The following is a 13,671-nucleotide window of genomic DNA, read 5'->3' as shown; positions in this document are numbered from 1 at the left end:
CACAGGGCAAGGTAAGTTGGTTCGCTCCCACTGGGTTAGGGGAGCTTCCCACAGGGTAAATTGGTTCGCTATCACTTTCGTTGTTTGATGATTTTCTCTTTGTGGGAGCTATTCAGCCAGCTTGCCTGGCTAATAGCGATGGGGTTTATCGCGAATAGCCTCCGGCTGATTCGCTCCCACGGGGTTAGGAGAACTTCTCACAGGGCCAGGAGAACTTCTCACAGGGCCAGGTAAGATGATTCGCTCCCATAGGGTTAGATGAAGCGACTCCCCCAACCTTGGCCCACCTTTTGCAATCTCCTCTGTAGAGGTGCATTGCATGATTCAGAATTCACACAACGCGGCAAACGTATTTACTGATATTAACGGGCTTCAGGGCATCCGTGCGCTGGGTAAATCCGACCAGGATGCCGCGTTGAAAGAGGTCGCAAAACAGTTCGAATCTATGTTCGTCAGTATGATGCTGAAGTCCATGCGTGACGCCTCAGATGTCTTTTCTGAAGACTCTCTTTTCAGCTCTCCGGAAGCCGATTTCTACCAGAATATGTACGACGATCAGATGGCTGTATCCCTCACGGAAGGCGAGGGCACGGGCCTTGCCGAGGTTATCCACCGTCAGCTGATGTCACAATACGGTACAAACCCAGATGCCACGGGTAAGGTCGATCAGAGTCAGATTTTCGGCCGTCGTTTTACCGGAATTTCGCAAACCATCAAGCGTGTTGAAGAAGAGCTGGATAAGCTTCCACAGCGTCCTGCGCCGGTCGATGATTCCAATGTCGATACTAATCAATCAGCCACCACTGGTGCCGGTACTAAGGGGCAAAGCTTTGCCTCTCCGGCAGAATTTGTTGCCGCTGTTTATCCTTACGCTGAACGCGTCGGTGCTGATCTGGGCGTTGATCCAAAAGCGATTGTTGCTCAAGCCGCGCTTGAAACAGGTTGGGGTAAGTACACCATCAAAGGTGAAGATGGTCGCCCATCGAACAATCTGTTTGGTATTAAAGCCGACAGCCGTTGGGATGGCGATGTGGTCAGCATCCAGACACACGAATACCGTCAGGGTGTAAAAGTGAACGAGCAGGCAGACTTCCGTTCATACGCATCACTTGAAGACGGCCTTCAGGATTACGCGAACTTCCTGCGTGACTCAACACGCTACCAGAGTGCCATTAACGAGCAATCCAGTGGCGAGACATATGGCCATGCGTTGCAGCAGGGTGGCTATGCTACTGACCCCAACTACGGCAATAAAGTAGAGCGCATTTACAACGGCGATCTTCTCAACAATACGCTGAATAGAATGCTGAACGCCACTACGCTGGAGAACCAGGATGGGTAATATTCTCGATATTGGTATCTCCGGCCTTAAGGCGCAACAAACCGCACTGACGATCACGGGTAACAACATTACCAATGCGGGGACGGAAGGCTACTCTCGTCAGGAAGTCAGCTTTACCGAAAATAATCCGCAGTTTACTAATGGCATTTGGGTGGGCTCAGGCGTCAATGTGGATTCGGTTCGTCGCGTATACGATCAGTTTCTGACGGAGCAATTGCGCCGCGACACCTCAACGTTTAACGAATTTAATGCTCTGGCGGTTAACGCCGAGCAAATCAATAGCCTACTCGCCGATAGCGGTACTGGTGTGCAGCCAGGGCTCGAGAATATGTTCGGTGCTTTGCAGGCTACGGTGGACGACCCTTCATCTCTGCCTGCTCGTGAAGTATTGATCAGCGAAGCCAATGGTCTTGTCGATCGCTTCAGCGCTATTAGTGATCGTCTGTTCGAGCAGAACGATATTATCAACGGCCAGATGGAAGTGATTGCTGGTGAGATTACCACCATCGCGGAATCCATTGCTGAACTGAACGAGCAGATTCAGTTTGCCTCAGCATCAGCTCAGGGGATCGAACCAAGCGAGCTTCTCGACCAACGCGACCGCCTGTTAAAAGAGCTATCCGAATATGTTCAGGTAAATATAGTTGAGCAGGACGACAGCGTCTTCAACGTTTTTATCGGTAATGGTCAGGCGCTGGTGGTAGGTAACGAATTCAACGAAGTATTTACCGATGTAGGCGCGAAAGACCCCTCTCGTGTGGATATCTATTTCCGTAAAGGTACTGCTGTTCAGAACGTCACGCGTGAAATTACTGGCGGACAACTCGGCGGCATCCTTGATTTTCGTGATCAGGTACTTGATCCGAGCCTCAACCAGCTTGGTCGCTTGGGATTGGTTATCGCCCAAACGATGAACGATCAGCACAAACTAGGCGTTGATTACGATGGCATTAAAGGTGAAAACTTTTTCACTGACATTAATGAGCCAACGAAAACTTACCAGCGTGTGCTGGGAGATCGTAATAACGCAGATCCCGATGATCGGGTGATTGCCGTCGAAATCAAAGACGCAACTCAGTTAACCACGAGTGACTATGAAATTCGTTTTGTCGGCCCGGACGATTATACCTATCGTGTTTTCCGTAACGATACGGGTGAGTTATTACAGACTAACGCTCTGAGCGGCGCATTTCCTGAGTCGATTGAAATTGACGGAATGGAAATCCGTTTCGAAGCAGGCACGTTTCAGCAGAATGACCGCTTTCTGATTTCACCGACGCGTCGTGAATCTCAGAATCTGGACATGAACATTACCCGTGCTGAGCAGGTCGCACTCGCGTCTCCAATCAGCACTGATACAGCGATTGGTAATCGTGGTAACGCCACTATTGACCAGGGGCAGGTGTACGACCTTGGTACATCGTATTTTTCAGAAGAGGGCGAAATGACGCCACCGCTTCTGATTCGTTTTACGTCACCGACCACATACGACGTACTGGATAATACCGACCCAGGAAACCCGATTCCGTTATTTCCGCCACTGATGAATCAGACCTTCACGCCGGGTATCAGTAACAGCATATTGCCTGAAGACGAAGGTAAAACCGCGTTCACAAGCTTTGGTGGTGTGCTGCCGGTTTCTCCGACCTATCAACAGAATGGCACCAGCGTAGACTCAGTAAATGGCTTCTTCCCTGAGCGCATTGATATTGGCTTTACCAATCCGAACAACGGCTTAACCGCCAACCAGCGCACATTGATCACGCCATTAAATGCCACTGCCCGTGAAATTGCAGAATCACTCAGCAAACGCGACGGTGTTGAGGCGTCTGCTCGTACCACGGTTGAGATCACCGATCTTGAAACCGATAGCGTTGATTTTCTCGATACCGAATTTACTTTAAACGGAGTTGTACTGACGCAAACCCTGGGGCCAAACCAGAATCAATACGATGCGAATTACCCGGCCGAAGTCCCCGATCCGATCACACTGAACTTTCTGGCCGATCGTATTAATGCCAACTACGAACTGCAGGATGCAGGCATCGTCGCCCGAAGTGACGGTGGTAAGCTGACCATCATTGATTTAAATGGCGATGATCTCGACTTCGAACTGCGCGGTGACGCCGGCGACAGCTTCCGCATAGGCAACGGCATTGATATCCCGTTGACAGCTACTGCCATGGAAACCGAAGACCCGCTGAGTAAATACGAAGGTTACGACTTCTCAGAAGGTGGCCCCTACATTTACGAGTTCAGTGATCCTTCTCAGGGCACAATTTCATTCGAAATGACCGGCACCTTTGCAACCGGTGACGACCTTTTCGATGGATTCCGCCAGGCGATAGAAAACTCAGGCTACGTGTTCTCAGGTAACGTCGACGTTGATATCAGCGAAAAAGGGCAGGTCACTTTTCAGCCTCGCCTCGAAGTCAGCGGTGCAGGCACGGTCGGCAGTAATAAAGTATCGATTGGTGGTCAGGTAAAAGTGATCGTCGACGAACACTACGACCTGAATATCGCACCGCCGGGCAACAACCTATTCCCAACCGATCCGGTGGGTGAGCCTGTGGCCTTCGGTTTCCATGTAAATATCGACGGCATTGCTGAAGTCGGCGACGAATTCACCGTCGATTTTAACAGCGACGGCACTTCTGACAGCCGTAACGGCGTAGAAATGGCGGCACTGCAAAGCACCAAAACAGTGAACGGCCAGAGTAGCTACACAGATTCTTATGCGCGTCTGGTCGAGGTTGTTGGCTCAGTCACGAGCAGAGCGCAGATCAATCGTGACTCATCTGAAGTGCTGCTGCGTAACTCGCAGACTGCCGTAGATGCAACGTCCGGCGTCAACCTCGATGAAGAAGCCGCCGCACTGATTAAATACGAACTGGCCTATAACGCCAGTGCCCAGGTCATTCAGGTGGCTCGGGATATTTTCGACACCCTGATCAGCACCTTCCGATAGGGTGAGGAGTAAATTATGAGAATTGCAACGCTCCAGTCATTTAACCTCGGACTCAATGCCATCCTCGATGCGCAGGCGTCTGTGAATAAAACACAGCAACAGGTCTCCAGTGGCCGCCGGGTATTAACCCCCGCCGATGACCCGATTGCATCGACAAAAATCCTGCAATTGCAGCAGGATCTCGCACAGCGCGACCAATACGACCGCAACATGACGGCCGCTGACAATCGCCTGAAACTTGAAGAATCGTCGCTGGAATCCATTACCGAAGCCTTAACGCGTTTGCAGGAACTCACCGTCAATGCCGGTTCGGGTACGCTCACCATTACTGACCGACAGGCGATTTCTGCAGAAATCGGCCAACTCGAAGATCAACTCGCCGCGCTCTTTAACACCAAAGATCCGAACGGCGAATTTATCTTTGGTGGCTTCAAAGGCGCGACACAACCATTTCAACAGAAAGACAATGGTCGCTACGAATATCAGGGCGACGAAGGGCAGCGCTATCTGGCGATTGGTGACACAACGCGCGTTGCGACGGGCGACAACGGCAAAAAACTGTTCGTTGATGTCCGCGCCGCCAAAAACACCTTCACATCCTCGGTCAACCCGCTGAACACAGGCACGACTCAGGTAAATGCAGGGTTTGTGGTAGACGAAGAAGCCTACGGCGAATTCTACCCGGATGACCTGATCGTCACCTTTAATCCTGAGGCTGCTATTGACCCGCCGGGGCCAAACTACACCATACGCCGCGCATCCGATGGCCGCGTTGTCGATGGCATTGCTGATCGTGCGTACTCAAAAGGTGCTGAAATCGTTGCGGCGGGCATCAGTATAAAGATCTCCGGTGACCCAAAGCCGGGCGATGAAGTACTGGCAAAATCCAGCCCGAAACAAAGCATCACAGATACCGTATTCCGGTTAAGACAGGGCCTCGATACCCTGCAAGACAACCCGACGGACTCAGCGACCCTCGATATTCTGATCGAAGATACCCTGACCAACCTCGCCAACGCCCAGACATCCGTATCTGAAGTGCGTAGCCAGCTGGGTGCGCGGTTAAACGTGGTCGAAAATGCACGAAACCTCAGCGACGACGTGCGGCTCGTCAGCCAGGAAGTGCTGTCAGAATTGTCGGATGTGGATTTTGCCGAAGCCGTTAGCCGATTGAGTTTGCAGACATTCCTGCTGGAAGCCGCTCAGCAGAGCTACACCACCATCAGCCGATTGTCGTTGTTCAACCAGTTGTAAGCAGCCGATGTAGGAGCTATTCAGCCAGCTTGCCTGGCTAATAGCGATGGGGGTATCGCGAATAGCCTTCGGCTGATTCGCTCCCACGGGGGGGGGGTAAAAAAGCTGATTTGCTCACACAAGGTTAGATGAAGCGCCCCCTCCTACAAAACCCAGCAACTTCACATCAAATACTTTTTGACGTTCTTCTGGCCTTGCTGTTGTGTGCCCACTTGCTTCTGCTCAGCTTTTAATTGCTCAAGCAATTCCTGCTCTTCTTTGAGCAGGTCTTCCAGAAATACTTGCTGTTCGTTGGTCAGGTCGATGAGGTCACTGACTTGAGAAAACCACTCACGCATCAGTTCGTTTCGTTTTTGAATGCGTTCTTCGACGCCTTCTTTTACGCCCTGGCGTATCAGTGAGCGAAGTTCGAGCGAGAGGTTTTTTACCTGGCTAAATAGGTCGTTATTCATATGACGATTAATTCTGCTTTGAGGGCACCGGCTTGTTTCATGGCTTCGAGTATTGCCATGAGGTCTCCGGGGGCGGCGCCAATTTCATTTACGGCTTTGACGATGTCGTCGAGCGTGACGCCAGGGCCGAACTTAAACATGCGACTGTCTGCACCATCATCGATGTTGATATTGGTTTGTGGTACGACCACTGTCTCGCCTTCGGCCAGTGCATTGGGTTGAGCCACTTCGAAGTCTTCGGTGATGGTGACGGTTAGACTACCGTGCGTCACGGCCACCGGTTCTATCTGTACTTTTTGCCCCATTACGATGGTGCCGGTACGGGAATTAATAATAATTTTCGCGCGCTCGGTGCCGGTTTCTATTTCAAGATTTTCGATCACCGACAGGTATGCAACGCGCTGGCTTGTGTCTCGCGGAGCACTGACCCGGATACTGGTAGCGTCGAGTGCTTCGGCGGTGCCGGGCCCCAGTAGTTCGTTGATTTTATCGGTCATTGAGCGCGCTGTAGTGAAGTCTGGCTGGTCGAGGTTGAAGATCAGGCTGTCGCCACGACCGAAGCTGCTCGGTACGGCTTGCTCTACCGTTGCGCCGTTGGGGATACGGCCGACGCTGGGGACGTTGACGGTAATACTTGAGCCGTCGTTGCCTTCAGCACCAAAGCCACCGACGACGAGGTTACCCTGCGCAACCGCGTAAATGCCGCCATCAGCGCCTTTTAATGGGGTAAATAACAGTGAGCCGCCGCGCAGGCTTTTGGCATTGCCCAGTGATGATACGGTCACGTCGACTCGCTGGCCGGGTTTGGAGAACGGCGGCAGTTCTGCAGTAACAGATACGGCAGCGACATTTTTGAGTTTCGGGTCAGTTCCTTGCGGTAGGGTGATCCCGAACTCGTTCATCATGTTGCGGAAAGTCTGTGTGGTAAACGGGGCTTTATCGCCCGTACCATCGAGGCCAACCACCAGCCCGTAACCGATCAATTGGTTTGAACGCACGCCTGATATGCTGGTGATGTCTTTGATTCGCTCCGCATGGGCCAGAGCTGGAATCGTGCTGACCAGCATTATGACGAGTAATTGACGCCAGTTTTTCATCGTTTAATCCGTAGTTGCGCAGTTTTTGCCGTTACAGGAGCGTTTGGAAGGGAATGATGCGAAGGGTGTGCCAATTGGTGATCGCGCATAGCCAGACAAGCTGGCTGAAGCGCTCCTACAAAATATTGAATCAAAACGGCCAGAGCGGTGACATAAAGATGCGGTCAGCCCAACCTTGTTTGGTGCTGTTGTTAAGGTTGCCACGACCACCGAACGAAATGCGCGCGTCTGCGACTTTGCTTGAGGCTATGGTGTTTTCTGGTGTGATGTCTTGCGGTCGCACCAGCCCCATGATGCGGATATATTCGTCGCCTTCGCTCAGGGTCAGCCATTTCTCACCGCGTATCTGTAGCACGCCATTGGGCAGAATATCTGAAACCGTCACACTGATCTGACCTGTCAGGCTGTTTGAGCGATCAGCCTCACCTTTGCCCGAGAACTGACGGTCATTGGTGGTTTCTGAATCCATGGTCAGGTTTTTCCAGCCGGGGACTGTCCCCATCAGGGACGGTACAGCCATGTTATTGTTCGATGACTTATCGGCCACGGTTTCCGCTGATTTCGACGATTGATATTCCTCGTCGAATATCACGGTAATGATGTCGCCGATCCGGTTAGCTTGCTGGTCGGTATATAGCCCTACGCTGTATCTTGGTTGAAACAGCGAACCGTCGTTGGTCGGCGGTGCTTCAAGGCTTTGTGCCGATACAGGAGCGTAGGCCGGATCATCCGGGAATACGTCGCGCTCTTGTTGAATGCTGCTGCATGCGCTCAGCAAAGCGGTGCTTGTAAGTGCGATTAATGCGTTAACTAACAGGCGTTTCATATCACACCTCCATCAGGTGTTCTGTGTCAGGAACTGCAGCATCTGATCGGCTGCTGACACGACTTTTGAGTTCATTTCGTAGGCGCGCTGAACGGTGATCATTTTCACCAGCTCTTCAACCACTTCGACGTTGGAGTTTTCGAGTGCGCCCTGCACTACCCGACCAAAACCATCTTCACCCGGAACTCCACCTTGAGGAGCACCACTGGCTGCGGTTTCCAGAAAGAGGTTGCCACCGGCTGCCTGAAGGCCTGCTGGGTTAATAAAGTCGACGGTCTCGATCTGGCCCAACTGCTGCGGATTCGGATCACCGAACATGGTCGCCTGGACAATACCGTCTTCACTGATGGTGAGGTTGTTGGTCTGCTCAGGGATAACAATCTGCGGCTCTAACGGATAGCCGTTGACGTTCACTACGGTGCCTTCGTTATTGATGTGGAAGGTACCGTCACGCGTATAGCCGATGTTGCCGTCAGGCATCTGAATCTGGAAAAAACCGCGACCATTAACCGCGATATCCAGCGGCTGATCCGTGATTTCGAGCGAGCCGGTGGTAAATACTTTCTGTGTACCTGCGGTACGTACACCGGTACCGAGTTGCAGACCGGATGGCAGGCGACTGTCGGCTGAGCTGTTGGCACCCGGCTGACGCTGAATCTGGTAGATCAGGTCTTCGAATACCGGACGGTCTTTTTTGAAGCCGGTGGTCGCTACGTTGGCGAGGTTGTTTGATACGGTGGTCAGCGCGAGGTCTTGTGCTTCGAGCCCGGTCTTACTGACCCAGAGTGCGTTCATCATAGTGCTGACTCCTTATTGATTCGACATGATCTGTGTCGTGGCGGCTGCCAGCTCGTCGACACGTTTCATCATTTTCACCTGCATTTCATACTGACGGTTCAGCTGAATCAGGCTGGTAAGTTCGGTGACGGCATTGACGTTACTGCTTTCAGTAAAGCCACCAACAACGCTGACATTAAGGTCTGGCTGAGCCGGTGGGGTGCCCTCTTCACGAAAGCGGAATAAACCGTCTTCGCCTTTTTCTAATGTTTCAGGGTCTGGATAAACGAGCTTGAGCTGCACTGGTTCGGCGACGCCCGCAGGCACTTCGCCAAGTGGCTGAATCGTAATAATTCCGGCCTTTGAGATATCGATTTTTTCAAATTCGGGTAATACCACAGGGCCGCCGTCACCAATGAGCTGCCGACCACTGCCATTCACCAGTCGGCCCAGTGGATCAACACTGAGGTCTCCGGCGCGGGTATAGGCTTCCTGGCCATCCGGGCCGACGACCGCAAACCAGCCTTTCCCTTCAATCGCGAGGTCCATGTTGCGACCCGTCTCGACCAGTGAGCCCATGCTCATATCGCTGGCGGGACGTTCGGTCATGGCGTAAGCACGCGATGGGAAGTGTTCGCCGAACACGCCTTGCGCCCGGCTTTGGGTGTAATCAGAGCGGAAACCTGTGGTCGCAACATTGGCCAGGTTGTTGGCGTGTGCGGTTTGCCCGTAGGTGTTTTGTTTGGCCCCGGACATGGCGATGTAGAGTGCGCGGTCCATAGTGGTTGCCTTTCAATAGTTCAGTTACATGAAGTATTGCGAAGGCTGTGCCAACTCTGATTTTTCATTTGAAATCAATTAGTTAGATAAATTTCGGACGGATTTTGAGTGTCGATATGCCGGTGGTTGGGTGTGGAAACGGCAAGCGGTTGCCAGGGTGGCAAAACACTGTGGGAGCTATTCAGCCAGCTTGCCTGGCTAATAGCGATTGAGTTTATCGCGAATAGCCTCCGGCTGATTCGCTCCCACAGTGTTACTGCTGATTCGCTCCCACAGTGTTACTGCTGATTTGATCCCACAGTGTTATGGCTGATCTGATCCCACAGTGTTACTGCTAATCTGCTTCCACAGTGTTATGGCTGATTCGCTCCCACAGAGTAAAAAGCTGATTCGCTCCCACAGAGTAAAAAGCTGATTCGCTCCCACAGCGTAAAAAGCTGATTCGCTCTTTGTGGGAGCTATTCAGCCAGCTTGCCTGGCTAATAGCGATTGGGTTTATCGCGAATAGCCTCCGGCTGATTCGCTCCCACATGACTAACCCTCATCAGATATTCAGAATCGCCTGCGTTATCTGGTCGGTGGTTTCAATGGTCTTCGCACTCGCCTGGAAGTTACGCTGGGCGATGATCAGGCCCACCAGCTCTTCTGACAGATCGACGTTTGAGTCTTCTAATGCAGATGACCGTATCTGGCCAAACGAAGCCGTTCGCGGTGAGCCAATGGTCGGAATACCTGATTCAAAAGACTCAGCCCAGCCCGTGTCGCCGACTGGTGTCAGGCCTTCCGGGTTACGGAAGTTGGCCATGGCCACCTGCCCCAGTGTCTGTGCCTGACCGTTGGTGAATCGGGCGAAGATGATACCTTCTTCATCCACTTCGAGGCCGGTCAGTCGACCTGTTGCATAGCCGTTCTGGTTTACTTCGTTCACCGAGAACTCGCTACCAAACTGGGTCGAACCATTAAGACTGATCTGGAAGTTTGAGTTTGTGGGTGGATCGCTCAGGGGCAAGCCACCTTCCAGTACGTTTGTTGATGTCAGAGCCCCTGTCGAATCGCCATTTTCGTCCACTGGGTCCCAGTTGGTGATGTAGATATCGCCGGTCGCGACTTCGTCTAATGTCCCGTCCTGGTTGAAGAAGAGTTCAAACCGTGAACGCGTCGGGTCCAGGTTTTCCGGAAATGGCAGTGAAGGATCAGGGTCGCCAATGTCGTTACCATCAATCAAGACGTACATAGCCCAGACGTTCTGCTCGTTCGGACGTGTTGGGTCCAGCGGCTCTTTCACAAAGTACTGAGTCATCACATGGGAGTTACCCAGGCTGTCGTAGATGGTGGTCGATGTTGCGTGGTTGTAGGTTTCCTGATTATCTGGGTCGAATGAGTTCAGAGTGAAGTCTGAGTATTCGTCATCGGTCAATGCACCAAAGATACCCGATATGACTGGCTGAGGATCACGTAATACGTAGTTTTCATTGAGAATGAAATTCACGGTGCCGCCTACCGCTGCAGCCACATCAGCCGCCGTGGTGCCACCCAATACCACTGGGCCAGTTCCGGATGCACCCTGTACTACCAGTGAGTCTGTTACGACAGGACTATCAATCGAGACTTTGATATCACGGCCAATTTCGTTAGTGATGACCAGATCCCCGGCATCACTGACTTCTGCACGGAAGCCCGGCAACGTCGTTGCACGGTAAGCATTGATCTCTTCTGCGAGTTCTTCGAGGCTGGTTGATTCCAGAATTTGACCGTTCAGGGTCAGAGACATGTCATTACCCGGGGTGTTGTAGCCAGAAGATGGAATCGTCATTACCGTTTCAGCGGAGGCGGTTACCCCTGGCTGCTGATTGAATAGCGAGACGATTTCGTTGGCTTCGGCATGCTCAGGAATAACAATTTCTGTTTCCTGGCCGTCTGGATCAATCAGAGTGACACGCTGTTCTGGGTATTCGTTTGTCACCCCTTCGATACCGGTCGTCAGCAAAGTACCGTCATCCGGGTTAACCTGCAGAATACCGTAGAGATCGGACTCAGAGACATCCTGCCCACCTGCAGTGATGTTAGTAATCGAGATAATTGATGCTTCACCCGCTTCAACGGCGGTGAGCTGCAACTTGTACTGTGGTGGTACCACTTTCGGTTCGACCTCGACGGCCGCCGCCTGAACGCCAATGTAGTTGTCCGCATCCTGACTGTTTAACTGGCGGTTAATACTTGCCGCCAGCTGCTGCACAGAGCGGTATTCTTCATCCAGAGTCACCACGACGGAGCCACTGCGCCCCTCATCATCCGGCGCTGGGACAGTCAGATTGATTCGGAAGCTGTTGGTACGATCGACCTCATCCTGACCCGTCACGATGAACATGCTATCGAAGCCAAGTTCCCCTAACGCTTGAGACTCAGCGACAGTCGGCGTCAGCGAAATGCCTTCACCTGCACCAACTAGAGTGTTGGTAAACACCAGCTGACCACCTACGGCGTCGACGTTCACTTTACCAGCCAGGCCACCCGCACCAATATAGATATCAATCTGTTGTTGAATGGCGACTGCCAGAGCCTCGAGATTGGCGTAGTTTGCAGGTGGGATCGTGATAGTAAATGGACCACCCGCGTTACCGGTAGAACTGGTCACTTCAAGGTTGAACTCGTTATTGGCCAGTACAGGCTCGACACCTCCATCAATCCGGTTGTTACTTAGGAAGCCCAGATTAATCAAGTCATAATTGACCGAGCTGGTGGGGTTATCAGCAATTTGTACGAAATCACCACGTGATGCAGGAGCCTGTACCTGAAACTCAATTCTGCCGCCGTTATTCACCGCCAGAACTTCTTCGTTACCGGCGCCGGCGGTCGCGGTTATCTGAGCATTAATTTCTGCCACGATTTCAGTCGTCGATACGGCCGCGTAGCTGGTCGGTGCTGCACCAACCCAAGCTGCCTCACTCAGATTTATGGGGTAGCTCGCTCCCCCCTCAGTAACAACCCGGAAAGCTAAAACGTTATCTACAGCTGGAGCGACTTTGTCTTCAAGATCGAGGGCACTGTAGGTGTTGTTTGCCGTAAGTACGGCGAACTCGCCCGGATCACTCGCTACAATATTCAGAGGCGGAGTTGCTGTTGTCCGCGTAGTCGTTTGAGTACCGGGGATAGAACGAAAATCGGCGGTAACCGGGCTAGCACCAACAAAGAGCTGCTGACCAGCAACACCCGCAGATACTGCACCCGCTACACCAAAGACACCATCCCAACCCGGAGTTGTTGTGATTGAGAATGACGTACCATTCGTCGCGTTAAAACCTGCACGCTCGATGATTAAGTTCCCTGTAGATGGGTCCTCTACTGCGCGCAGTTGCTGTGAGCCAAAGGTTGCATCCAATGCGGATTGTATGTCGTTAAGCACCTCCTGAACGGTGGCACCTGCGGCAACACCGGCCAGGGTAATGGTCTGACTGCCATTACCGTCACCGATATCAAAGTCCATCGACTCAGTACCGTAGCCCGCCGCCGCGACTGCCGCGACTGTATTCGGGAACAATACCTGTGCAGGAATGCCTGCATCCGTTGGCTGACCCGCTGAATCCAGTACGGTTTTGGTGGATTCAAGAATCCCCGCGTCTGCCGCACCAACAGACAAACCGTTGGTGGTGATCTGCAGACCCTGCTCCTGCAGAACCTGCTCACCGGCGTCCAGGTTTACGATGGCGGTGGCAAGAGTCGTCAGGCGTGGCGGCTGGTTAGCAATCTGAATATTGATGTCGCCCAGCACACCGCTGACCACACCGTTTTCGTTGGCTTCATAACCCTGCAGGCGTGAGCCGTTGTTCGCCACGACAAATCCGTTTTTGTCGAGCGAGAATATCCCTGATCGGGTGTAAGACACACTGCCACGGTCATCCAGTACGAAGAAACCGTTACCGTCGATGGCCAGGTCGAGGGCATTTTCAGTACCACTGATATTACCCTGCGAAAATTCCTGACGGACGTTATCAACCAGTACACCACTACCGACCGGCTTCAGACCGGTACCAAGCAAGGTACTGGTGTAGACATCGGCAAATTCTGCACGGGATTCTTTAAAGCCAACGGTACTGGCGTTCGCCACATTGTTACCTGTGACTTCCAGATCCGTAGAGGCTGCACGGATACCACTTAAACCAATATTAAAAGCCATA

At 52.4% G+C, this 13,671-nt stretch carries 9 protein-coding genes; 3 read left to right on the top strand and 6 right to left on the bottom strand.

Features of this window, described 5'->3' with window-relative positions:
• Window positions 1-319 precede the first annotated feature (319 nt).
• From flgJ to flgL, 3 genes are read left to right on the top strand one after another with little or no spacing between them, the layout of a single operon-like run.
• Complete coding sequence (gene flgJ, locus B3007_RS05595; RefSeq protein WP_301378088.1) at window positions 320-1,342, top strand: flagellar assembly peptidoglycan hydrolase FlgJ; 1,023 nt, start codon at window positions 320-322, stop codon at window positions 1,340-1,342.
• Window positions 1,335-4,310 carry a flagellar hook-associated protein FlgK gene (gene flgK, locus B3007_RS05590; RefSeq protein ID WP_301378089.1) on the top strand — a complete coding sequence of 992 codons (2,976 nt, stop codon included), beginning with the start codon at window positions 1,335-1,337 and terminating at the stop codon, window positions 4,308-4,310. Before flgJ ends, flgK begins: the two co-directional genes overlap by 8 nt.
• A gap of 15 nt (window positions 4,311-4,325) precedes the next feature.
• Complete coding sequence (gene flgL, locus B3007_RS05585; RefSeq protein ID WP_297532737.1) at window positions 4,326-5,564, top strand: flagellar hook-associated protein FlgL; 1,239 nt, start codon at window positions 4,326-4,328, stop codon at window positions 5,562-5,564.
• A 161-nt stretch (window positions 5,565-5,725) separates the two neighbouring features.
• Here flgL and B3007_RS05580 read toward each other — a convergent pair whose 3' ends face one another.
• The 6 genes from B3007_RS05580 to B3007_RS05555 form a co-directional block, all read right to left on the bottom strand.
• Window positions 5,726-6,016: a hypothetical protein gene (locus tag B3007_RS05580; protein WP_076514991.1), complete on the bottom strand. Its 291-nt coding sequence runs from the start codon at window positions 6,014-6,016 to the stop codon at window positions 5,726-5,728.
• Window positions 6,013-7,113: a flagellar basal body P-ring protein FlgI gene (locus B3007_RS05575; protein ID WP_301378090.1), complete on the bottom strand. Its 1,101-nt coding sequence runs from the start codon at window positions 7,111-7,113 to the stop codon at window positions 6,013-6,015. The genes B3007_RS05580 and B3007_RS05575 overlap by 4 nt, the downstream gene beginning before the upstream one ends.
• Window positions 7,114-7,243: 130 nt before the next feature.
• Window positions 7,244-7,939: a flagellar basal body L-ring protein FlgH gene (gene flgH / locus B3007_RS05570; protein ID WP_076514993.1), complete on the bottom strand. Its 696-nt coding sequence runs from the start codon at window positions 7,937-7,939 to the stop codon at window positions 7,244-7,246.
• Window positions 7,940-7,951: 12 nt separating this feature from the next.
• On the bottom strand, window positions 7,952-8,737 hold the full coding sequence (flgG, locus tag B3007_RS05565) for a flagellar basal-body rod protein FlgG (protein ID WP_068438825.1): 786 nt from the start codon (window positions 8,735-8,737) through the stop codon (window positions 7,952-7,954).
• Between the two features lie 12 nt (window positions 8,738-8,749).
• Window positions 8,750-9,496 (bottom strand): flagellar basal body rod protein FlgF, encoded by a 747-nt coding sequence (locus B3007_RS05560; RefSeq protein WP_301378091.1) that lies wholly within the window; start codon window positions 9,494-9,496, stop codon window positions 8,750-8,752.
• Window positions 9,497-10,040: 544 nt separating this feature from the next.
• The gene (locus B3007_RS05555) at window positions 10,041-13,670 is read right to left on the bottom strand and encodes a flagellar hook-basal body complex protein (protein ID WP_301378092.1); all 3,630 of its coding nucleotides are present in this window, start codon (window positions 13,668-13,670) and stop codon (window positions 10,041-10,043) included.
• Window position 13,671: the final 1 nt, after the last annotated feature.

The sequence above is a fragment of the Thalassolituus sp. UBA675 genome, assembly GCF_002297765.1.
In the GTDB taxonomy this organism is placed as follows: Bacteria; Pseudomonadota; Gammaproteobacteria; order Pseudomonadales; family Oceanobacteraceae; genus Thalassolituus.
This window is presented reverse-complemented; position numbering and strand designations above follow the sequence as displayed.